Origin of the sequence: Flavobacterium sp. (assembly GCF_031381455.1) — a bacterium.
In the GTDB taxonomy this organism is placed as follows: Bacteria; Bacteroidota; Bacteroidia; order Flavobacteriales; family Flavobacteriaceae; genus Flavobacterium.
The window spans coordinates 1-21,937 of sequence record NZ_JANMXZ010000019.1 but is presented as its reverse complement, the minus strand read 5'-3'; the positions used below and the strand labels follow the sequence as shown (position 1 = coordinate 21,937).

Here is a 21,937-nt window from a genome sequence, read left to right as displayed (position 1 = left end):
TAAAAAATCACTTAAAGAGAAAAGTCCATTTAGGGCTTTTTTTTTGTTTAAATTTGCATCCCGTTAAAAACATATAATACCAACCCAATTATGAGTTTCATAAATAGCATTATCAAAGCTTTTGTAGGCGACAAATCTCAAAAAGATGTCAAAGCTACTCAACCTTACATAACCAAAATAAAAGCTTTAGAACCTGTATTAGCATCACTTTCTCATGATGAATTACGAGCTAAAACAGCTGAGTTTAAAGAAAAAATAAAACAAGCTCGTGCTAAACAAGATGCTGAAATAGAGGCAAAAAAACAAGAGGCAGAAAATACAGCTGATATTGACTTAAGAGAAGATATCTACAACACTATCGATGCTTTAGAAAAAGAAGCTTACGAAATTTCAGAAAAAGTATTGATTGAAATTCTTCCTGAAGCTTTTGCTGTAATCAAAGAGACGGCTAAACGTTTCAAAGAAAATTCGGCTATCACCGTTACCACAACTGAAAAAGACAGAGAACTTTCGGCTACAAAACCCTATATAACTTTAGTTGGCGACCAAACCAATTGGGCAAACCAATGGAATGCTGCTGGAAAACAAATTACCTGGGATATGATTCACTACGATGTTCAGTTGATTGGTGGCATCGTTCTTCACGAAGGTAAGATTTCGGAGATGCAAACGGGTGAAGGAAAAACTTTGGTAGCGACACTTCCACTCTATTTAAATGCGTTGACCGGAAATGGTGTTCACTTAGTAACCGTGAATGATTACCTGGCAAAACGTGACAGCACCTGGAAAGCACCATTATTTGAATTCCACGGTTTGACTGTTGACTGTATTGATAATCATTCGCCAAACTCGGATGCGCGTAGAAAAGCATATGAAGCGGATATCACTTATGGTACCAATAACGAATTTGGTTTCGACTACTTACGTGATAATATGGCGCATTCGCCGGAAGATTTGGTGCAAAGAAAACACAACTATGCAATTGTTGATGAGGTGGATTCGGTATTAATTGATGATGCTCGTACGCCGTTGATTATTTCTGGTCCAGTGCCAGATGGTGATCGTCATGAGTTCAACGAATTAAAACCAAAAATAGAAAACCTTTATAATTTACAACGTCAATTGGCGAATGGTTTTTTAACTGAAGCCAAACGTTTCTTCAAAGAAGGAAACATGAAAGATGCCGGTTTCCAATTGTTAAGAGCGTATCGAGCATTACCAAAAAACAAAGCACTTATCAAATTCTTAAGTGAAGAAGGCGTAAAAGCATTACTTCAAAAAACAGAAAACGAATACATGGCAGACAACAACCGCAAAATGCCGGAAGTTGATGAAGCGATGTATTTTGTAATCGAAGAAAAAAACAATCAAGTTGAATTGTCTGATAACGGAATCAAATTCCTTTCTAAAGATACTGACGAAACATTCTTCGTTTTGCCAGATATCGGAACTGAAATTGCAAATATCGAGAAACAAAATCTTGATAAAGACAAAGAAGCGGAAGCTAAAGAAAAATTATTCCAGGATTTCGGAATCAAATCTGAAAGAATTCACACGCTTACACAGTTATTAAAAGCTTATACTCTTTTTGAAAAAGATGTTGAATATGTAATCATGGACAACAAAATTTTGATTGTCGATGAGCAAACAGGTCGTATCATGGATGGTCGTCGTTATTCTGACGGATTGCACCAAGCTATCGAAGCCAAAGAACAAGTTACTATTGAAGCAGCAACCCAAACATTTGCAACGATTACTTTACAAAATTATTTCCGTATGTATAGCAAATTAGCCGGAATGACAGGAACAGCAGTAACAGAAGCTGGTGAACTTTGGGAAATCTACAAATTAGATGTAGTTGAAATTCCGACTAACCGTGGCATGTCGCGTCACGATAAGGAAGATTTGATTTACCGTTCGGTTCGTGAAAAATTCAACGCCGTTATTGAAGATGTAACCCAATTATCGCAAGCCGGAAGACCGGTGCTTATTGGAACAACATCGGTTGAGATTTCAGAATTATTAAGCCGAATGCTGAAAATACGTGGTGTAAATCACAATGTATTGAATGCAAAAATGCACAAACAAGAAGCGCAAATTGTTGAAGAAGCTGGTAAATCTGGTGTAGTTACAATCGCAACCAACATGGCTGGTCGTGGAACCGATATTAAGTTAACTCCGGAAGTAAAAGCGGCTGGTGGTTTAGCAATTATTGGTACCGAACGTCACGATTCGCGCCGTGTTGATCGGCAGTTACGTGGTCGTGCCGGTCGTCAAGGTGATCCGGGAAGTTCACAGTTTTATGTGTCTTTAGAAGATAACCTAATGCGTTTGTTTGGTTCAGACAGAGTTGCCAAAATCATGGACAGAATGGGTTTGAAAGAAGGTGAAGTAATTCAGCATTCAATGATGACCAAGTCTATTGAACGTGCACAGAAAAAAGTGGAAGAAAACAATTTCGGAACACGTAAGCGTTTGCTTGAATATGATGATGTAATGAATGCGCAACGTGAAGTGGTTTACAAACGTCGTCGTCACGCTTTGCACGGAGAGCGTTTGAAACTGGACATTGCCAATATGATGTATGACACTTGCGAATTAATTGTAAGCGAAAACAAAGGCAGAAACGATTTCAAAAATTTTGAATTTGAGTTGATTCGTTATTTCTCTATAACTTCTCCGATTTCGGCTACCGAATTTGAGAAATTATCAGAAATGGAAATCACTGGTAAAGTTTATAAAGCTGGTTTGGCTTATTATACCGAAAAAACCGAAAGAAGTGCTCGTGAAGCATTGCCTATAATTACCGATGTTTACAAAAAAGAAGGAAACACTTTTGAAAGAATCATTGTGCCGTTTTCTGATGGAATCAAAACGTTGAATGTTGTTACCGATTTGAAAAAAGCATACGATACAAAAGGCGCACAATTAGTAGCTGACTTCGAAAAAAATATCACACTAGCAATTGTAGACGAAGCTTGGAAAAAGCATTTACGCAAAATGGACGAATTGAAACAATCGGTTCAGTTGGCGGTTCATGAGCAAAAAGATCCGTTGCTAATCTATAAATTAGAAGCTTTTAATTTGTTCAGAACAATGCTTGATGGGGTGAATAAAGAAGTAATTTCGTTCTTGTTTAAAGGTGATTTACCTCAGCAAAACAATACTATTCAGGAAGCACGTCAAGTTCGTGAAAAACAAAATTACACCGAAAGTAAAGACGAAATTGAAAGCAGTGAAAGTGCTAATCGTCAAGCAAGCCAAGCAGCATCTCAACGACCACAAGTGACTGAAACTATTGTAAGAGATGCTCCAAAAATTAACCGTAACGACACTGTGACTATCAAACATGTAATGAGTGGCAAAACTGAAAGTATGAAATTCAAAAAAGCTGAAAGCATGTTGGCTTCAGGCGAATGGGTTTTGATTCACGAATAAATACCGATAAGAATTTATTTATACAATCCTCAATGGCAAAAGCTATTGAGGATTTTTTATTTAAAATTATTAAAACCAAATCGTTTTTGTTTTAGCCTTTTATTAAAATTTCATTATATTGCTCATATTGTGAATATCAAAGTGTTACTATTTTATAAAATTCTCTTATGTTTATCCAATAATTTTAACTCAAAACATCCCTTTTAAAATGTTAATACCGCAGAAGCATAAAAATGAAAAGGAAAGACTGCAGCTTTTGGAATCATATTCTATTTTAGATACGCTGCCCGAAACAGATTTTGACAATCTTACAGCCATTGCATCACAAATTTGCAATATTCCAATCTCACTTATCACTTTAATAGACAGCGACCGGCAATGGTTTAAATCACATCACGGGCTTGATGCTACAGAAACGCCAAGAGACCATGCTTTTTGTGCCCATGCCATACACGATTCCGAAAATACATTCATTGTTCAGGATGCCCGAAAAGACGAGCGTTTTCATGACAATCCTTTGGTAACAGGCGATCCAAAGGTTGTTTTTTATGCCGGTGTACCTTTGAAAAATAGTGCTGGCTTGCCGCTTGGAACCTTGTGCGTTATTGACCATAAACCCAATTCCCTGAATGAAACACAGCTGAATGCCTTGAAGTCGTTGGCAGATCAGGTAATGAACTTATTAGAACTGCGCAGAAACAAAATGTATTTGGAACAGGCAATACTGGAGCTTGAAGAAAGCAACACCGAATTGGAACGATTTGCCTATATAGCAGCTAATGATTTAAAATCTCCGCTAAATAATATTTCCTCACTTTCCCAATTACTAAAAGATGATTATGGATCCAATATGAATCAGGAAGGGCAAAGTCTGATTGGATATATCCAGAATTCTTCAGAGCAATTGCGTGGCCTTATTGATGGATTATTAGATTACAGCAAATCGACAAAATTAATCCACAACAAAAAAACGGATATAAGTTTAGAAAAGTTAAGGGATGAGCTTATCATTCTTTTTTCCATTGAAAGTAACTGTGCTATCAGCCTCGAGTCTGATTTAAAGGAAATTTATACCAATAAAACAGCAATAGAACAAATCCTTATCAACCTAGTTACTAACGCAATTAAGTATAATAACAAACCCCTTACAGAGATAGATTTAACGATAAATGAAAATGAAACGCAGTATATCTTCTCTTTTAAGGATAATGGACCTGGGGTTGCAAAAGAAAACCATTCTAAAATATTCCAGTTGTTTGAAACCCTTTCAAATCAGGAAAAATATGGCCAAAATGGGAATGGTATTGGTTTGGCAACTGTAAAAAAACTTGTGGAGAATTTAGGTGGTAAGATTCATGTGGAATCTGAAATTGGTAAGGGTGCTAAATTTATTTTCACAATAAACAAATAAATATCTTAGTCTTTATAGTTATCCCCAATTTTGCAAACTGTTGGGGATTTTTTTTGTCAAAAACTGTGAAATATATAAATGTAGTTTCGAATTATACAAAGAACCTATTGCGAAGTAAATTACCTTTGCATCTTGAAATAGAGTACCTTTACAGGAATCGGAAACAGAAAAACTATTGAATTTCAAAAGTTGCTTCCTTTTATAACAAAATACTCATTTACCTTGAAAATACACATTAAATACATGGTTTCGCTTCGTTGCAAAATGGCAGTAAAGGAGGAATTAGATATATTAAAATTAGGGCACACTACAATAGATTTAGGTGAAGTCACGCTAAAAAAAACCATTCATGGTGAGGATAGAGAGTTACTCCGCAAAGGTTTGTTAAAAAAGGGGTTAGAGTTGATGGATGATAAAAAATCAATGCTCATCGAAAGAACCAAAACTGCCATTATAGAACTGATTCATTACTCCGAAAAATATCCCAAAGTAAATTTCTCCGAATATTTAAGCCAAGAATTAGACTATAATTATACACATCTTGCTAACCTTTTTTCAGAAGTTACGGGAACGACCATTGTCAATTATATCATTTTGAACAAAATAGAACGTGTCAAAGAATTGCTTTTGTATGATGAATTATCACTAACTGAGATTAGTTTCCAGATGGAATATAGTAGCGTAGCCCATTTATCGCATCAGTTTAAAAAAGTAACCGGACTCACACCAACCTATTTTAAAAAAATCAAACAATACAAAAAACGTATTCAACTCGAAGAATTGTAAAGTAAAGTTCATAGCTATAAATACAATCCTCAATGGTTCAAACTATTGGGGATTTTTTTATATTTGAACCTATATTAAAATGAAAATGAAAAATCTAATACAATTGTTCTTCCTTTCCCTAAGCATCTCTACTTTCTCCCAATCAACTGAAAGTTTGAAAGTAGCTTCCAAAAAATTCTATGAAGCCAATTATCTAATGGATTTTGAAACTATAGTCTCATTATTACATCCAGAAACAGTAAAGATTATTGGCAAAGATTCGATGCTCGAAAAGATCGATAAATATTATGGAAACGATGACTACCGTTTACGTGAACAATTGGAAACGTTACCTTTTCAATATGGAGTAATCAAGAAAATAGAAGGCAAATCGTTTTGCGTGATTACTTTCAGAAATCCAATGCGTTACTTTTTTGAAACCAAATTAACTACTGAAACTGCTGCAGAAAAAGCCATTTGGTTAAAGCAAATCAGCAAAACCAAAGACGTAACTTTTGAACCCAAAAGAAATAGCTTTAACGTAAGAAGAACGACAACTTATATAGCTGTCATGGATGAAACCACTAAGAATGAATGGCGATTTTTTAACTTGGATGATGCCAATCAGTTAACTTCTTTTCAAGCGATTTTTGGAGAAAGTACAAAAAAAGCATTGGGTTTATAAAAAATAGTATTTACCTTTATCTCACTATTAGTAACTAATCAAAAAATATTTATAAAATGGCAAAAGGAAAAGACGTTCAGAAAGCCGCAAAAAAAGAACCTCTAAAGACGGCAAAAGAAAAAAAAGCTGAAAAGCGCGATAAGAAACAAAGTCCAAAAAGAGATTAATTTTTTAACCACAAAGCTCACAAGGAAATAAATCTTTGTGAGCTTTGTGGTTTTTTACACTTTGTGCGCTTCGTGGTTAAAAATTAGCAGTTAAAGTTCATCCGGAAATATCTTACCCGGATTTAAAATGTTATTGTGGTCGAAGACACGCTTTATACTTTCCATCAACTCCAAATGTGCTTTGGAAAAGGCAATGTCCATAAAATTCTTTTGTACATAACCAATACCGTGTTCACCGGAAAGTGTTCCTTTTAATGAAACCGTCAATTCAAATATTTGACGAATTCCCAATGGTACTTGTGTTTGCCAATTGTCATCAGTCATATCGCCTTTGATTATATTGACATGCAGATTTCCATCTCCGGCATGACCATAGCAAACCGATTTGAATCCATACTTCTCTCCTATTTTCTTGATTCCGGATAATAATTCAGGAAGCATATATCTTGGTACAACCGTATCTTCTTCTTTATATATTGAGTTTGATTTTACTGCTTCACCAACAGAACGCCGCATCTTCCACAAAGCGGCTTTCTGGTCTTCGGTATCCGCAAACAAAACGGCATCGATATGGAACTGTTCAACAACAGTCATGATTTTTTCGGCTTCAAGCATCAAAATTTCCGGATAATTTCCATCGACTTCAATCAACAAATGCGCTTGATGTTCGGGTTTGACATCTACACTAATACCTTCTACCAATCGCAACGTCCAATCAATCGCTTCGCGTTCCATAAACTCTAAAGCACTTGGAACTATTCCGGCTCGAAAAATCGCAGAAACAGCTTCACAAGCTTGGGCTGCATCATAGAATGGAACCAACATCAAAATATTATGATTGTTTTTTGGTAACAATTTTAAAACCGCTTTTGTAATTACACCCAGCGTTCCTTCACTACCAACCATCAATTGTGTTAAGTTGTAACCTGTCGAATTTTTTAAAGTGTTTGCTCCAGTCCAAATAATCTCACCATTAGGCAAAACCACTTCTAAATTGAGCACATAATCTTTGGTTACACCATATTTTACAGCTCTGGCGCCACCGGCATTTTCGGCAATATTTCCGCCTATCCAACAACTTCCCATACTGCTTGGATCAACAGGATAGAACAATCCTTTTTCAGAAACAATTTCACGCAAAACTTGGGTGATAACGGCTGGTTCAACCGTGACTTGCAAATTTTGCTCATCAATTTCCAGAATTTTATCTAGGCGTTCCATTGACAAACCAATACCTTCATAAACCGATAAAGCGCCACCGCTTAAACCAGTTCTGGCTCCAATTGGTGTTGTTGGGATTTTATATTCGTTGGCCACTTTTAGTATGGCTGAAATTTCCTGAGCATTCGCAGGTTTAACAACTACGTTTGGCGGAAAAACATAATCTTCGGTTTCGTCGTGACCGTAATGATTACGGGTTTCAATGTCAGTGAAGAGATAGTTTACACCAACTATTTGAGAAAGCTTTTGGAGTATTTCAGGGTTGAGTGCCATTGTATAAATTTAAAAAGTAAAAGTAAATTATTTCACAGAGATACACAAAGAAGATAGAGATTCACTGAGAATATTTTACTTTCTGAAGACATGTTAATAGTCGTTTGCATTTAAAATGTGTTTAAAATAAAATACCAAATGGCAAGCGTGGCAAATGACAATGGAATTCCGATGCCGACCATCATGCTGCTCAATTTTGGTTTCAAGCCATAATTTGAGGCTAAAATGGCTCCAGTAATCATTGGTGCCATTGCCGATTCCATTACGGAAACATCAACTGCTAACCCTTTGCCTCCTAATATAATTTTATAAAGCAAAAAGAAAATTGCTGGAGTAATAATTAATTTGAATAGCAATCCTAACCGAAGAAATTTCCAATGCTGACTTCTTTTATCAACCTTTAATTGCAATCCGACGGAAACCAAAGCTAATGGAGTTACCGTTGCACCTAATTTTTGAAAAACCGTATCAAAATGTTCATTAAAATCAACTTTTAAAACATTCATAGTTAACGCAATAACAAAACAAATAAAGGGTGGAAACAGTAAAATTTTTTTAACAATATCGCTAGAGCTTGAATTGCCTTTAGCAAAAATTCCGGCCGTAATAATTCCAAGTGTTGCCATGACTACAAACGTTCCAGGTTGGTCGACAATGATGGCCGTTTTTAAACCTTCTTCACCATAAAGTGCCTGAATTATCGGAAAACCAACAAATGATGTATTGCCCAAACCAGCCGTAATAATCAAACAACCGATAAGTCTATTAGGCCAACCTAATCTTTTTCCGATAACATAGAAAAAAACAAAAGATAAGAGAAATCCAATCCAGGCAACACCTAATGGATATAACAAATCCGTAGAAATCGAAACTTTAGGAATATAATACAACGCCAAAGCCGGCAAAGCAATATAGATGATAAATTGATTGAGTGCTAAGTGTCCGTTTTTTGGGAAAGCTGCTACACGTTGCATTCCCAATCCCATCAGTAAACAGAGAAAAATTAATAGAATGTTATCCATTCGAAGTGTTACATTTATTATGCAAAGGTCGGAAAGTTTGTTTTATTACACAGAGATACACAGAGAAAAAATTAAAGATTCACTGAGTTTTAAAAAGCTTCTCCGTGAGTCTCTTTAAAATCTCTGTGAATCTCTGTGTAACAATTGGACAACTCCGGTAAAGGTTTCCTTAAAAATGAAGTCTCAGAATTATTAGGAAGCAATATTTTACTAAATTTACCAAAACGATTTTCCCTTGAACGAAAAGCCAAATAAAAAATCTGCACTAACCGAAAATGAAGGCATTCCCTCCCGAAGTATCGGGACGGAAAGTTTCAGCACAACTTCTTTAGAGAAAATCGTCAAGAGCAGAAAAGTGCAACCTTCAGCAGCAGAACTTATTTCAGGTATTTTAGCACATGATACAGTGGCTTTGAGTCGGGCGATAACTTTAGTAGAAAGTACAAATGTTTCCCATCTGGCGAAAGCCAATGAAATAATCAACGGCTGTCTACCTTATGCTAATAAATCGATTCGAATAGGAATTACAGGTGTTCCCGGCGTTGGAAAATCAACTTTCATTGAATCTTTTGGAAAATACCTGACTTCATTAGGAAAAAAAGTGGCAGTCTTAGCCATTGATCCAAGTAGTACTATTTCACACGGTAGTATTTTGGGAGACAAAACCCGAATGGAAGAATTAGTAAAAGACGGAAATGCATACATCAGACCTTCGGCTTCGGGTGAAACCTTGGGTGGCGTGGCTCGAAAAACACGGGAAACTATTATCCTTTGTGAAGCTGCAGGTTTTAATACTATCATTATTGAAACGGTTGGTGTTGGACAAAGCGAAACCGCAGTTCACTCGATGGTTGATTTCTTTTTGTTGCTAAAAATTTCTGGTGCCGGTGATGAATTGCAAGGCATCAAACGCGGTATTATGGAAATGGCAGATGCGGTTGTTATCAACAAAGCCGATGGAGATAATATCAATAAAGCCAAACTAGCCAAAACCGAATTCAATCGAGCGTTGCATTTATTCCCCGCTAAGAAATCAGGTTGGATTCCAACTTCGGCGACTTGTAGTGCTATTACAAAAGATGGAATTGACAGTGTTTGGGAAACGATTTCCAATTATTTCGAATTGGTCAAAGCCAATCATTATTTTGAGGAAAAACGCAAAGAACAAAATCAATATTGGATGATGGAAACCATCAACGAGCAGTTGAAAAAAAATTTCTACCATCATGAAGACATCATAAAACTATTGGAAACAAATAAAAAAGCAGTCGCCAATGATGAAATCTCACCTTTTGCTGCTGCTCAGATTTTGTTAAAAAAGTATTTTAGATAACTACTCTCCGTAGCGTTCCATTTCTCTGTCGTAGAATTCGCCGGCTAGAGTAATTAAATGTTCCATTTCGCTTTCTAATTCGGTTTCATCTTCACCTTCTAAATCTTCCAAAAACTCTACTTCATCATCTTTTAAATTAATTATAAAACGAGGAAAATCAAGATGAATAACAAAAATATCATCTTCTGGTAAATCAGAATTGTCTGCTAGTAAAAATTTTGGTAATTCCATAGTTTGCGTTTTAGAAAAAGATGATAGATAATAGACTAATAGATGAAAGACAAAAGTAAAGAATTAATTTCAAAAAGTCTCTCATCTATTAGTCTCTCATGTATTATCTAAATAATTACTTATCAGACAAAATTACCGGAGCACTTCCTTTGCCCATAAAAATAATTTTGGCATTAGAAGAAGTCGCGATTTCTTTTTGCGCCTTGATTTGTTCGTATTGCAATTGTTTATCGGTCAAGCCAGATGAAATGATTTTTTGATAATCTGCTATACCTTGTGCTTCTACCCTTTTACGTTCGGCTTCTTGTTTTTCTTTTTGCAGTACGAAAATCATTTTTTGAGCATCTTGTTCCGCATTAATTTTACTTTCAATGGTAGTTTTTACTGAAGAAGGAAGATTAATGTTTCGGATTAATAATTGTTCCAAAACCAATCCTCTTGATTTAAAATCGGCTTCGATAGATTTAAAAATTCGTTGCTGAAATTCAGCTCTTTTAGTAGAATATAATGCCACCGCATCATAGTAAACGGCATTATCTCGAATACGAGTTCTTGTTACAGGTCTAACGATTTTATCTGTATAGTTTTCTCCAATTCCTTTTAGAATTTTTGGAGCGTCATTAGGCAAAACTCTATATAAAACGGTTAAATCTATTACAACTTCCAATCCATCATTAGACAACACTCGAATTGCATCGTCACCTTCTTGAGCGCCTTCATTATGTATGGCAGACATTGTATAGTTTTGAGTTTGTGCATCAAAAATAGTTATATCTAACAAAGGATTAACAATGTGTAATCCACTTTCTAAAACATCAGGCTGCACATTTCCAAAAAGTGATTTTACGCCCACTTTTCCTGCGTCAATTTGTTTGAATACTGAAGATAATAAACCGATAAGAATAACAACGAATCCAAAAATCCTAAAAAGATTTGCAAATTTGGAAAGGGGATTTTCGTTGTTTTTTAATGTAAAGCTGACAATAATTAAGATAACACCAATAATAAGTGAAAGTATCATTTTCTGAGTTTTTAAATTATACGGTGATTATACGCAACTGTTAAAAGTAAGTTACAAATTATTGGGAAGTATTTTCTGAAATCATTTTCTTAGTCAGATAATGGAATCGAATGAACAGAAAAACCGCAGCAGTAGTCAATCCCGCCAATAATCCGATCCATACACCAATGGCTTTTAGTGATGTATATTCTCCAAGATAAAACGAAATCGGAAACCCAACGATCCAATACGCCACGAAAGTGATATACATTGGAATCTTGACATCTTGTAAGCCTCGTAACGCTCCCAAAACAACAACCTGAATTCCATCAGAAATTTGAAAAACTGCTGCAACCAAAAGCAATTTGGACGCAATAGCAATCACTTCCTGATTTTCTAATAGTTGTGATTGGTTTTCCATATTTAAAAACAAATACGGCAAAACTTGATGTAATGATACAAACATTATGGCAAACAGAATTTCAATAAGTATAGCCAATAAAAATATGGAACGTGCCACAACAACCAATTGTTTGTAATCGTTCAATCCTTTTTGGTTACTGACTCTAATCATCGAAACCACGCTCAAACCCATAGCAAACATAAACGTCATGGAAGCCAAACTTAACGAAATTTGATTCGCTGCCTGACTGTTTTTTCCGATGTTGCCACAAAGCCAAATTCCGGCAGTGAAAAGCACTACTTCAAAAAGCATTTGCATAGCAGAAGGAAACCCAAGATCAACAATTTTTTTAATCATTACTTTCTTGATTTCATCAAAACTAAAATTGTGGAAGTATTGTTTTAATTGTTCTTTTCGAGATAAAATCATGTGCATGAAAACAACCATCGCAATTCTGGAAATCACGGTTCCCAGTGCGGCACCAAGAATTCCCATTTTAGGAAAAATCCAAACGCCATAAATCAAACAATAATTAATAATTACGTGCATAATATTGGCCATGACAATTGCGTACATCGAAACTTTGGTCATCGACAAGCCGTCGGCAAACTGTTTGTATCCTTGATAAATAATAAGCGGAACTAATGAAAAGGCAACCCAATCAACGAAAGGTTTTGCCAATGTGATTACTTCTTTCGGTTGGTGCAATAATTCCATTATCGGCTTAGCCAAAACCACCAATCCGAAAAGTGAAAACCCTAAAACAACACATAAAAACAATCCGTGGTGAAATGCAGAGCGTATTTTGGAATTATCATTTTCTGCATCAGCTTCAGCAACAATAGGAGTTATGGCTGTTGAAAATCCAATGCCAATCGACATGGCAACAAATATCATACTGTTACCCAAAGAAACTGCAGCAAGTTCAGTACTCCCTAATTTTCCAACCATAATATTATCTACAATACCAATTAAAGTATGACCTAGCATCCCAATAATTACGGGATAGGCAAGTTGCATATTTGATTTAAATTCTTTGGTGTAAACAGAGAGATTCATTGTACAATTTTAATGCTGATGTTCGGGATGCAAAGAGAAGCATTTTTTATGTGAATATATTTATATATTTACACTATAATTTTAAAACATACAACAATGAAAAGAATTTTACTTTTATTACTATTATTAAGTTGCTCATTTGTCAATTGCCAAAATCTTTTTAATGATAATTTAAATTCCTATACACCAGGAATTGATTTGAACGGTCAAGGAACATGGACTAATAACTCATCTTTTCCTGGAGGTGCGGGAACAGCTTCTGCGAGCGGTCCTGGAGCTTCAAAAATTATTGACACCGGAATGAGTTATTTAAATTATGGAACCAGCTTAAAATCTTGTGATATAAAAATCAATTCAGATGCATGTGGTACTCCATTTACTGTAGCTACTGGCAACGATTTATATGTAGGTGTGGTACTAAATTTGACAAGTGCCCAAGCCAATAACAATAGTGACTTCTTTAGAGTTTTGAGTGGTGGTAATTATTTCACTTCTTTTAGAATGTATGCTACACCATCAGGAAGTGGCTTTGTTTTAGGAATTGCAAAAGGAGCGAATGGAAATCCAATTTCTACAGCTACAACAACTTTAAATTTTAATCAAGATCATTTAATTATTTTCAAATATTCTAAAGGATCTGGAGCAAGTGATGATGTTGTTTCACTTTATGTTGATGCAGTTTATGCAAGTGGCGTTCCCGCTGTTGCAGATGCTATTGCTTCATCAGGAACTGATCAAATAGATGCAACCCTTAATGGTATTGATCGAATGATTTTGAGACAAAACTGGACTAACGGAATGCCAACAGGAAGAGCGGGCTTGTTTAGTGTTGCTTTAACATGGGAAACCTTGACATTTAATCTGTCCAATAATGATTTCAACAGAAATTCATTTGTTATTTCTGGCCATCAGGCAAATAATGGTATATTAACTATAAAATCAAATAATGTATTAGAAAATACAGTTTTGAACATCTATGACATTCAAGGAAAAAAAATTGAAACTAAAACAATTTCACTACAGGAATCCGTAAATGATATTACAATAAACCCAATTAGAAATACCGGAGTTTATATTGTAGAAATTTTATCAGAAACAAATCAGCGATTTACGCAAAAAATAATGGTTAATTAGTTTTTGAAATCCTCATAAAAAAGGCGCTGAAGTTCAGCGCCTTTTTTTATTTTCTTAATTGTTCTTTATACAAATCAATATTGGCCTTAATTTTTGGATCTAATTCAGGTTCCTGAATATCAGTGAGTTTTTGTATTTCTTCCCAAATAATTTTGGCAACAATCACACGTGCCATTTCTTTATCGTCGGCCGGAATTACAAACCAAGGCACATTTTCTTTAGAGGTTTTGTTGATGGCTTCTTCATAGTATTTCATATAATCATCCCAACGTTCACGTTCCTTTAAATCGCCCGCAGAGAACTTCCAATTATCCTCACCACTTTCTAATCGTTTTAATAATCTTTTGCGCTGTTCCTCTTTACTCATGTGGAGAAAAAACTTCAATACAACTGTTCCATTTTGAACAATATGCTTTTCGAAATTATTGATTTGCTCCATTCGGTTTTCCCAAAAATTTGGGGTAATGTCCTCGACTTTTTCAATGCCAGGCAGGTTCTCAAACAAAATATATTCTGGATGGACACGTGTTACCAAAACATTTTCGTAATGCGTCCTATTAAAAACAGTAAACTTTCCTTTTTCGGGCAAAGCCAAATAGTGACGCCAGAGATAATCATGTTCTAGTTCGGTCGAATTAGGTGTTTTAAAACTATGCACCACGACACCTCGAGAGTTAAATTCTTTAAAGACTTCCCGAATCAAACTGTCTTTACCACTGGTGTCCATGCCTTGCAAACAGATCAAAACTGCGTATCGATTATGAGCATACATAATATCTTGACGTTTACTGAGCTTTTGTTGAATATTTAATAATTCTTCTTCTTTCTCATCATCGTCGGCATCGATGTTTAACTCAGTTGGAAGTTTTGACAATTCAATTTTATCGATTACCCTAAAATCATCTGGATTTATGCTTTTCATAACCTAAGTAATTATATTTGTAAAACTATGGAAAAATTTCAACTTATACCATTCCTTGAAATAGAAGGAATTGGAGCTGCATCAGGAATAGTCTATGAAAACAATTCACTGTATATTATTTCAGATAATAGTACATTTCTCTATCATTATAACCAAACTGAAAAAAAATACGAAAAAATTAAGCTCTTTGAAAACAGTGCCGAAATTGTTGCCAAAAAAGATAAGCCCGATTTTGAAGCCATAACAGTATTCGAAAATAAACTTTACCTATTTGGTTCAGGTTCGACCAAAAAAAGAAATACAAGAGTCACTTTTAATCTTTTAAATAACAAGATAAAGGAAACAGATTTATCCAAAATCTATAAACGGCTTATCGAATCGATTTCGATTGCTGACAATGATTTGAATATTGAAGGCGTAATCATTACGGATAAAATAATTTATTTCTTTCAACGTGGAAATGGTGCCAATGCGCAAAATGGTATTTTTTGCTATGATAGAATAAACAAAACGGTGGAATTCAAATTAATAAAGCTTCCGAAAATTAACGGAATAGAAGCCACTTTTACTGATGCTATTTTGATTGAAGATACTATTTACTTTCTGGCTGCAGCCGAAAATACAACTTCAACATATGATGACGGTGAAGTTATGGGAAGTATAATTGGAACGATAGATTTGAAAACAATGGAACTCAAAAGTTCCATTCAAATCAGCGAAAAACACAAATTTGAAGGATTGACATTGTACAAAAAAACAGCAACCCAAATTGAATTACTGCTTTGTGAGGATAATGACACTGAAGACTTAGTATCGACTATTTACAAATTAATTATTGAATTGTAATGTTACTTTTCAATCTCCTTTAAGCTTTCCATTTTTTTGTAAGCTAAGAACCCTTTCAAATCTTCAAAATGTTCTTTCACGCGTTTGTTTCCAAATTCGAAAACTTTAGTCGCTAATCCGTCAAGGAAATCTCTGTCGTGAGAAACTAAAATTAAAGTCCCGTCAAAATCTTTTAAAGCTTCTTTAATAATGTCTTTGGTTTTCATGTCCAAATGGTTAGAAGGCTCATCCAAAATCAATAAGTTAACTGGTTCTAGCAATAATTTTATCATTGCCAAACGTGTTTTTTCTCCACCTGAAAGCACTTTTACTTTCTTCTGAATATCATCGCCATGAAACATAAATGCTCCCAAAATATTCTTGATTTGAGTCCTAACATCACCTACTGCAATGTTATCAATCGTTTCAAAAATTGTAGCATTTCCGTCTAATAACGACGCCTGATTTTGAGCAAAATAGCCAATCTGTGAATTGTGTCCAACCTCAACATTTCCGCTATTAATTTCGATTTCTTTCATGATGGCTTTAATCATCGTCGATTTACCTTCACCGTTTTTACCAACGAAAGCTACTTTCTGACCACGCTCAATAACCATATTGGCGTCTTTAAAAATTAAATGATTGCCATACGATTTTTCCAAATCACGAACGATTACAGGATATTGACCCGAACGAACTGATGGTGGAAATTTCAATTTCAATGCCGAATTATCAATTTCGTCCACTTCAATTGGAACAATTTTTTCTAACATTCTAACGCGTGATTGAACTGCATCGGTTTTAGAAAAAGTACCACGAAATCTATCAATAAAAGCCTGATTATCTGCGATGAATTTTTGCTGTTCATCATAGGCTTTTTGTTGGTGAACTCTTCTATCTTTTCTCAGTTCTAGATAATGAGAATACTTGGCTTTATAATCGTAAATTCTTCCCATCGTAACTTCAATGGTACGATTGGTAATATTATCAACAAAGGCTCTATCGTGCGAAATCACCATTACCGCTTTCGCCTGATTGATTAAGAAATCCTCCAACCACTGAATACTATCCATATCCAAGTGATTCGTCGGTTCATCAAGCAAAATCAAATCGGGTTGTTTTAAAAGTATTTTTGCCAACTCAATACGCATTCTCCATCCACCGGAAAATTCAGAAGTTGGGCGATTGAAATCTTCTCTTTCAAATCCCAATCCTTTTAAAACCTTCTCCACTTCAGCTTCGTAGTTTACTTCTTCGATCGAATAGTATTTCTCACTCAACTCAGAAACACGCTCAATCAGCTTCATGTAGTCATCGCTTTCATAATCGGTGCGAATGGTCAATTGTTCATTGATTTCGTCAATTTCATCTCTCATTTTGAAAACGGCAGCAAACGCTTTTGAGGCTTCTTCCATAACCGTACAATTATCTGCAGCCAATAAATGCTGCGGTAAATAGGCTATTACCGCTTCTTTTGGAGCCGATATCGAACCACGAGAAGGTTTGTTTTCTCCAGCTACAATTTTAAGTAAGGTTGATTTTCCAGCGCCATTTTTACCCATAAGGGCAATTTTATCGGTTTCATTGATGGCGAAAGTTACCTCGCTAAAAAGAGTGGTGCCGCCAAATTCAACGGCTATGTCGTTTACAGTAATCATTTAGATTGCTAGATTATAAGATTGTTAGACTTCTTAGATTTTTGAAGCGGCAAAGATAGTCTAATTTAGAAATGATGCAATTTGAAAATGTATGCTTTGTTTTATTTATCTTTAGGGCAACAATCTTTTGACACGATGCCATTAATAGATTATAGTTTTTTATCCAAAATTTTACCTGAAGCCAAGATTAAAAGCAGCTTTAAAAAGACAAAAAAATCTTATCTCAATAGGGTTAGGATAGCAACTTCGCTGTTTTTCTTCGGAATGGGATTTTGCTTTTCTACATGGGCAAGTCGCATTCCTGATATTAAATCAACTTTAAATATGAGCGAAGCTTTATTGGGAAGTTTACTTTTTGTTTTGCCAATTGGGCAACTCGCTGCCATGCCTTTTTCGGGCAAAGTGGTAACCCAATATGGGAGTAGAATCATTTCAATTTTAGGATTACTTGTATATACTTTTTGCTTAATCTTATTGGGTTTAGCAACAACTATTTGGCAATTGGCGATTGGGTTATTTTTGTTTGGTTTTTTTAGCAATTTTTGTAATATCGCTATCAACACACAAGGTGTTTATACACAACAATTGTTTGACAAACCCATCATAGGTTCATTTCATGGAACTTGGAGTTTAGCTGGTTTTTTTGGAGCATTAGTTGGTTTATTAATGCTCACTTTTGGATTGAGTCCTTTGATACATTTTGCCTTGGCCTTTGTGTTAGTACTTTTGATTATTCTTTTTAACTATAAATTCATCTTAAATGCCAAATCAAAACAAGAGGAAAAAGACAGTTCTTATTCCTTTTTTAAGAATCCCGATTTGACTTTAATTTGGCTTGGAATAATTTGTTTTTGTGGTATGGCCAGCGAGGGAATTATGTTCGATTGGAGTGGTGTTTATTTTAAAGAAATCGTGAAAGCTCCTGGAGCGTTAGTGATTTTGGGATATACTTCTTTTATGGTTAGCATGGCAATAGGGAGATTTTTAAGCGATATATTAGTTCATAAATATAAAGCCAAAAGAGTGTTGATTGTTAGTGGTATTGTAATTTCAACCGGACTGTACTTAGCTGTTTTATTTCCCTATTTAATTTCATGTACTATAGCTTTTATGTTGGTTGGTTTTGGTGTTTCCAATGTGATTCCTATTATTTTCAATACTGCAGGTAACCATGAAAAAGTACCAACAGGTATAGCCTTAACAATAATAACAAGTATCAGTTTTCTTGGTTTTTTAATTGGCCCACCACTTATTGGTTTTATTGCTGAGTTAACAAATTTGAAATATTCGTTTGCTGTAATTGGGATTTTTGGATTATTAATTTCCCTTTTGGTAAGTAGGTTAAAAATATTTAAATAGCTAATTCAGAAAAGTACTTTCTTCCAATTCAACGTATTTTGTATATTTTAATGTTTGTGAATCAAGCAAATACAAATTTCCAAAATAACATCCTAAAAGATAACACGAATTCGATTCTCCTGTCTTTCGAACTGTAATTTCAAAATTATTGATGATTTCAATATTGTCGAATGTAATTGGATCTCCCAGATTAGTTCCTTTTTCATACTCCCAAGTAGCATCCATTCTGCCAGGTAAAAAGAAAAAACGATCGAGAGTCAATAAAAACAGAAAAAAAGGCACTATTCTGATTATTTTTTTCATCTTAGATACTCAACCTAAACTTTTAATTAAATTTGTACAACTATTTTTTGAGCTTTAATGTGCTTTGACGGCAATCAAAAATTTGAAGTATTCTGATTTCAGTTTCAGAATGAATTTTGTAAATGATTTTATAATCTCTAATAATCATCCTTTTTAAGGTTCACCAAGAATTTCATCGGCTTGATATTGTTCTGTGTAATGGATTTTTTTGCTTTGAGCAACAATATCATTAACTACATTTTTTGCTTCTTGAATTGATTGCAGTTTTATAAATTCAAAGATTAATTTCAAATCGGCTTTGGCTTGATTGTCCCAAAGTATTTTTATTGGCTTTTGCATATTACCAATTCTCAATCTCTTTCTCTAAATCTTCAATAGTGGTATATTTTCCTGATGAAATTCTTTCGTCAGCATCTTTCACCATATTTATATATTCTTCTTTATCAACTGGATAACCACTAGTAGTGTGTGCAACAACTTCTTTATCTAAAACAGATTTTAATGCTAATATTTTTTTTAGCTTACTTTCATCATTTATATGAAGTAACCAATCCATCAATTCTATTTTTTTTGCTGCTATATCCATGATAAATAGATTTATATAAAACAAATATACAAATTTTAAATACTCAACCTAAACTCTTCAATCACAGGATTTGCTTTACCAAAATCAATTTCTTGGATGAATAATTCAACCGCTTTTGCCGTTTGTATGCTTGGCAAAACATTAGCCTGATTGTTATTTCTAATGACAACGTTGATATCTGATTCTTCTAATTTTTCCTTTAAGGAAACTGCCAGAATTTCTTCTCCTGAAAATATTTTTATTAAGCCCATTTTATAGTTTATGGTTTATAGTTAATTCTTTGAACTGAACACTGCGACTGCTAACTTAACACTTACTCTTCTTCCATTTCGAAGAAAAGCGGTTCAATCATGATTTTATCTGCGAGCGATTCTACTCTTTCGGTTATTTGGGAACAAAAGAATAGGCGTTGCGTTTTTTCAATACTATTGGAGAGACGAAGGATAACAGCATCCATTCTGCTTCTGAATAACACTTCAGCGTCATCAACAATCATCAATTTAATGGTATTGCTGTTAAATCCTGCCGATGAAAACATGGCATTGATTTTATTTGGCGTTCCAATTAAAATATCCAACCCCATGGAAACAACATTTTTATCGTAATCGATATCACCTTTATCATGAACGCCCAAAATACTTAAATCGGTATAAACTCCATATTTTAGAAACAGTTCTTCCATTTCCAATACTTTTTCTTTGGTTTCAACAATTATTAAAGCTCGTGTACTTTCGTCTAAAGTTTTTTCTAATTTCTGAATTACGTTTAGAACAATTGCAGTTGTTTTTCCTGTTCCGCCAGCCGATTGAATTACGGCATCTGCGCCACTTTTGATGGTAGAAAACGTTTCCTGTTGCATTTCATTGGCTTCGGTTAAACCATTTTCAATGAGTGCTTTTTGGAGGTTGGGGTTTATTTTTTTTAAGTTCATTTTTTTTTAGTGATTGGTGAAGAGTAAATAGTGATTAGTAAAATTCCAGATAAAGGCTAATTACTAATCACTAGTTACTAATTACTTACTTGCAAATAGTTTTACATCAGTTTCAGAAATCTCGCTTCCACCAAGGATTATCAAACGCTCAACAACATTTCGAAGTTCACGGATGTTACCGGTCCAATCGTATTCTTGTAATAATTTAATAGCTTGTTTAGAGAACGATTTTGTAGAATTCCCTTGCTCTTCAGCTATTTTAGATGCAAAATGTTCAATCAACAACGGAATATCACTTCGTCGGTCATTTAAAGATGGAACTTTAATTAAAATTACAGCCAAACGATGATACAAATCTTCTCTAAATCTTCCTTCTTCGATTTCTTTTTTCAAATCTTTATTGGTTGCAGCAACGACTCGCACATTGATTTTGATGTCCTTGTCGGCACCAACTCTTTGTATTAAACTTTCCTGTAAAGCGCGTAATACTTTGGCTTGCGCCGAAAGGCTCATATCGCCAATTTCGTCCAAGAAAATCGTTCCTCCATCGGCAGCTTCAAATTTTCCGGCTCTGTCTTTTACGGCTGACGTAAACGCGCCTTTTACGTGTCCGAATAGTTCGCTTTCTATCAGTTCAGATGGAATCGCAGCGCAATTCACTTCAATCATTGGCGCTTCTGCTCTTTCACTTTTTTCGTGTAATTGATGCGCTACTAATTCTTTTCCGGTTCCGTTTGGTCCCGTGATTAAAACTCTGGCATCAGTTAACGCAACTTTTTCTATCATCAATTTGATTTGATTGATAGGTTCGCTTTCGCCAATGATTTCGTAGTTTTTGGAAACTTTTTTCTTCAGAATTTTATTTTCAACCACCAATTGTTTTTTATCTAAAGCATTTCGAACCGTGTTTAATAATCGATTTAAATCGGGTGGTTTTGAAATATAATCAAACGCTCCAAGACGCATCGTATTCACCGCAGTTTCTAAATCACCGTGTCCGGAAATCATCACCATAGGAATTTCAGGCTTGATTTTTTTAACCGCTTCTAGCACTTCTACGCCATCCATTTTGGGCATTTTTATATCACACAAAACCAGGTCGTAATCGTTGTTTTTTATTTTTTCGAGGCCTAAGACTCCGTCCTCAGCCTCTTCAACTTGGTAGGTATCATTTTCTTCTGAAAGAATTTTTGTCAAAACCCTTCTTATCG

Annotated in this window: 21 protein-coding genes; 8 read left to right on the top strand and 13 right to left on the bottom strand. The window is 34.8% G+C overall.

Annotation, left to right across the window (positions count from 1 at the left end; translation table 11 throughout):
- Positions 1 to 90 precede the first annotated feature (90 nt).
- The 4 genes from secA (at position 91) to RMN97_RS05475 (ending at position 6,299) form a co-directional block, all read left to right on the top strand.
- Positions 91 to 3,438, top strand: coding sequence for a preprotein translocase subunit SecA (gene secA / locus RMN97_RS05490; protein ID WP_309613520.1), 3,348 nt, complete (start codon positions 91 to 93; stop codon positions 3,436 to 3,438).
- A gap of 208 nt (positions 3,439 to 3,646) precedes the next feature.
- Positions 3,647 to 4,849 carry an ATP-binding protein gene (locus RMN97_RS05485; protein ID WP_309613519.1) on the top strand — a complete coding sequence of 401 codons (1,203 nt, stop codon included), beginning with the start codon at positions 3,647 to 3,649 and terminating at the stop codon, positions 4,847 to 4,849.
- Between the two features lie 222 nt (positions 4,850 to 5,071).
- Positions 5,072 to 5,635, top strand: a complete 564-nt coding sequence (locus RMN97_RS05480; protein ID WP_309613518.1) for an AraC family transcriptional regulator — start codon at positions 5,072 to 5,074, stop codon at positions 5,633 to 5,635.
- A gap of 85 nt (positions 5,636 to 5,720) precedes the next feature.
- Positions 5,721 to 6,299 carry a hypothetical protein gene (locus tag RMN97_RS05475; protein ID WP_309613517.1) on the top strand — a complete coding sequence of 193 codons (579 nt, stop codon included), beginning with the start codon at positions 5,721 to 5,723 and terminating at the stop codon, positions 6,297 to 6,299.
- 257 nt (positions 6,300 to 6,556) lie between these two features.
- Here RMN97_RS05475 and RMN97_RS05470 read toward each other — a convergent pair whose 3' ends face one another.
- Both RMN97_RS05470 and RMN97_RS05465 read right to left on the bottom strand, forming a co-directional pair.
- Positions 6,557 to 7,960 carry an FAD-linked oxidase C-terminal domain-containing protein gene (locus RMN97_RS05470; RefSeq protein ID WP_309613516.1) on the bottom strand — a complete coding sequence of 468 codons (1,404 nt, stop codon included), beginning with the start codon at positions 7,958 to 7,960 and terminating at the stop codon, positions 6,557 to 6,559.
- Between the two features lie 110 nt (positions 7,961 to 8,070).
- Positions 8,071 to 8,982 carry an AEC family transporter gene (locus tag RMN97_RS05465; protein WP_309613515.1) on the bottom strand — a complete coding sequence of 304 codons (912 nt, stop codon included), beginning with the start codon at positions 8,980 to 8,982 and terminating at the stop codon, positions 8,071 to 8,073.
- A 235-nt stretch (positions 8,983 to 9,217) separates the two neighbouring features.
- Here RMN97_RS05465 and meaB point away from each other — a divergent pair, with 235 nt between their 5' ends.
- Positions 9,218 to 10,315, top strand: a complete 1,098-nt coding sequence (meaB, locus tag RMN97_RS05460) for a methylmalonyl Co-A mutase-associated GTPase MeaB (protein ID WP_309613514.1) — start codon at positions 9,218 to 9,220, stop codon at positions 10,313 to 10,315.
- Here meaB and RMN97_RS05455 read toward each other — a convergent pair whose 3' ends face one another.
- The 3 genes from RMN97_RS05455 to RMN97_RS05445 all read right to left on the bottom strand — a co-directional run bounded on the left by RMN97_RS05455 (position 10,316) and on the right by RMN97_RS05445 (position 13,008).
- Entirely contained in the window at positions 10,316 to 10,546 is a 231-nt protein-coding gene (locus tag RMN97_RS05455; protein ID WP_309613513.1) for a hypothetical protein, read from the bottom strand.
- Positions 10,547 to 10,661: 115 nt separating this feature from the next.
- The gene (locus RMN97_RS05450; RefSeq protein ID WP_309613512.1) at positions 10,662 to 11,567 is read right to left on the bottom strand and encodes a prohibitin family protein; all 906 of its coding nucleotides are present in this window, start codon (positions 11,565 to 11,567) and stop codon (positions 10,662 to 10,664) included.
- A gap of 58 nt (positions 11,568 to 11,625) precedes the next feature.
- Positions 11,626 to 13,008: an MATE family efflux transporter gene (locus tag RMN97_RS05445; protein WP_309613511.1), complete on the bottom strand. Its 1,383-nt coding sequence runs from the start codon at positions 13,006 to 13,008 to the stop codon at positions 11,626 to 11,628.
- A gap of 96 nt (positions 13,009 to 13,104) precedes the next feature.
- On the opposite strand from RMN97_RS05445, the gene RMN97_RS05440 reads away from it, so the two are divergent.
- The gene (locus tag RMN97_RS05440; protein ID WP_309613510.1) at positions 13,105 to 14,142 is read left to right on the top strand and encodes a T9SS type A sorting domain-containing protein; all 1,038 of its coding nucleotides are present in this window, start codon (positions 13,105 to 13,107) and stop codon (positions 14,140 to 14,142) included.
- Between the two features lie 46 nt (positions 14,143 to 14,188).
- Here RMN97_RS05440 and RMN97_RS05435 read toward each other — a convergent pair whose 3' ends face one another.
- Positions 14,189 to 15,064, bottom strand: coding sequence for a PPK2 family polyphosphate kinase (locus tag RMN97_RS05435; protein ID WP_309613509.1), 876 nt, complete (start codon positions 15,062 to 15,064; stop codon positions 14,189 to 14,191).
- A 27-nt stretch (positions 15,065 to 15,091) separates the two neighbouring features.
- Between RMN97_RS05435 and RMN97_RS05430 the strand changes: the two genes are divergently transcribed.
- Positions 15,092 to 15,910 carry a DUF6929 family protein gene (locus RMN97_RS05430; protein ID WP_309613508.1) on the top strand — a complete coding sequence of 273 codons (819 nt, stop codon included), beginning with the start codon at positions 15,092 to 15,094 and terminating at the stop codon, positions 15,908 to 15,910.
- Between the two features lie 2 nt (positions 15,911 to 15,912).
- Here RMN97_RS05430 and RMN97_RS05425 read toward each other — a convergent pair whose 3' ends face one another.
- The gene (locus tag RMN97_RS05425) at positions 15,913 to 17,547 is read right to left on the bottom strand and encodes an ABC-F family ATP-binding cassette domain-containing protein (RefSeq protein ID WP_309613507.1); all 1,635 of its coding nucleotides are present in this window, start codon (positions 17,545 to 17,547) and stop codon (positions 15,913 to 15,915) included.
- Positions 17,548 to 17,643: 96 nt separating this feature from the next.
- On the opposite strand from RMN97_RS05425, the gene RMN97_RS05420 reads away from it, so the two are divergent.
- Complete coding sequence (locus RMN97_RS05420; RefSeq protein WP_309613506.1) at positions 17,644 to 18,906, top strand: MFS transporter; 1,263 nt, start codon at positions 17,644 to 17,646, stop codon at positions 18,904 to 18,906.
- Here RMN97_RS05420 and RMN97_RS05415 read toward each other — a convergent pair whose 3' ends face one another.
- From RMN97_RS05415 to RMN97_RS05390, 6 genes are all read right to left on the bottom strand, one after another.
- The gene (locus RMN97_RS05415) at positions 18,907 to 19,209 is read right to left on the bottom strand and encodes a hypothetical protein (RefSeq protein ID WP_309613505.1); all 303 of its coding nucleotides are present in this window, start codon (positions 19,207 to 19,209) and stop codon (positions 18,907 to 18,909) included.
- A 153-nt stretch (positions 19,210 to 19,362) separates the two neighbouring features.
- Positions 19,363 to 19,548, bottom strand: a complete 186-nt coding sequence (locus RMN97_RS05410) for a hypothetical protein (protein ID WP_309613504.1) — start codon at positions 19,546 to 19,548, stop codon at positions 19,363 to 19,365.
- 1 nt (position 19,549) lies between these two features.
- Complete coding sequence (locus RMN97_RS05405; RefSeq protein WP_309613503.1) at positions 19,550 to 19,795, bottom strand: hypothetical protein; 246 nt, start codon at positions 19,793 to 19,795, stop codon at positions 19,550 to 19,552.
- Positions 19,796 to 19,830: 35 nt separating this feature from the next.
- Positions 19,831 to 20,046 carry a putative signal transducing protein gene (locus tag RMN97_RS05400; protein ID WP_309613502.1) on the bottom strand — a complete coding sequence of 72 codons (216 nt, stop codon included), beginning with the start codon at positions 20,044 to 20,046 and terminating at the stop codon, positions 19,831 to 19,833.
- Between the two features lie 62 nt (positions 20,047 to 20,108).
- Positions 20,109 to 20,726 carry a DEAD/DEAH box helicase gene (locus tag RMN97_RS05395; protein ID WP_309613501.1) on the bottom strand — a complete coding sequence of 206 codons (618 nt, stop codon included), beginning with the start codon at positions 20,724 to 20,726 and terminating at the stop codon, positions 20,109 to 20,111.
- 81 nt (positions 20,727 to 20,807) lie between these two features.
- Positions 20,808 to 21,935, bottom strand: coding sequence for a sigma-54 dependent transcriptional regulator (locus tag RMN97_RS05390; RefSeq protein WP_309613500.1), 1,128 nt, complete (start codon positions 21,933 to 21,935; stop codon positions 20,808 to 20,810).
- Between the last annotated feature and the right edge of the window lie 2 nt (positions 21,936 to 21,937).

Bases quoted from the DNA above. Each gene is read 5' to 3' on its own strand.
- RMN97_RS05465 (WP_309613515.1), bottom strand. From the start codon at position 8,982: ATGGATAACATTCTATTAATTTTTCTCTGTTTACTGATGGGATTGGGA.
- RMN97_RS05430 (WP_309613508.1), top strand. From the start codon at position 15,092: ATGGAAAAATTTCAACTTATACCATTCCTTGAAATAGAAGGAATTGGA.
- RMN97_RS05415 (WP_309613505.1), bottom strand. From the start codon at position 19,209: ATGAAAAAAATAATCAGAATAGTGCCTTTTTTTCTGTTTTTATTGACT.
- RMN97_RS05445 (WP_309613511.1), bottom strand. From the start codon at position 13,008: ATGAATCTCTCTGTTTACACCAAAGAATTTAAATCAAATATGCAACTT.
- RMN97_RS05400 (WP_309613502.1), bottom strand. From the start codon at position 20,046: ATGGGCTTAATAAAAATATTTTCAGGAGAAGAAATTCTGGCAGTTTCC.
- RMN97_RS05440 (WP_309613510.1), top strand. From the start codon at position 13,105: ATGAAAAGAATTTTACTTTTATTACTATTATTAAGTTGCTCATTTGTC.
- RMN97_RS05435 (WP_309613509.1), bottom strand. From the start codon at position 15,064: ATGAAAAGCATAAATCCAGATGATTTTAGGGTAATCGATAAAATTGAA.
- RMN97_RS05425 (WP_309613507.1), bottom strand. From the start codon at position 17,547: ATGATTACTGTAAACGACATAGCCGTTGAATTTGGCGGCACCACTCTT.
- RMN97_RS05470 (WP_309613516.1), bottom strand. From the start codon at position 7,960: ATGGCACTCAACCCTGAAATACTCCAAAAGCTTTCTCAAATAGTTGGT.
- RMN97_RS05410 (WP_309613504.1), bottom strand. From the start codon at position 19,548: ATGCAAAAGCCAATAAAAATACTTTGGGACAATCAAGCCAAAGCCGAT.
- RMN97_RS05405 (WP_309613503.1), bottom strand. From the start codon at position 19,795: ATGGATATAGCAGCAAAAAAAATAGAATTGATGGATTGGTTACTTCAT.
- RMN97_RS05485 (WP_309613519.1), top strand. From the start codon at position 3,647: ATGTTAATACCGCAGAAGCATAAAAATGAAAAGGAAAGACTGCAGCTT.
- RMN97_RS05475 (WP_309613517.1), top strand. From the start codon at position 5,721: ATGAAAAATCTAATACAATTGTTCTTCCTTTCCCTAAGCATCTCTACT.
- RMN97_RS05395 (WP_309613501.1), bottom strand. From the start codon at position 20,726: ATGAACTTAAAAAAAATAAACCCCAACCTCCAAAAAGCACTCATTGAA.
- RMN97_RS05450 (WP_309613512.1), bottom strand. From the start codon at position 11,567: ATGATACTTTCACTTATTATTGGTGTTATCTTAATTATTGTCAGCTTT.
- secA (WP_309613520.1), top strand. From the start codon at position 91: ATGAGTTTCATAAATAGCATTATCAAAGCTTTTGTAGGCGACAAATCT.
- RMN97_RS05455 (WP_309613513.1), bottom strand. From the start codon at position 10,546: ATGGAATTACCAAAATTTTTACTAGCAGACAATTCTGATTTACCAGAA.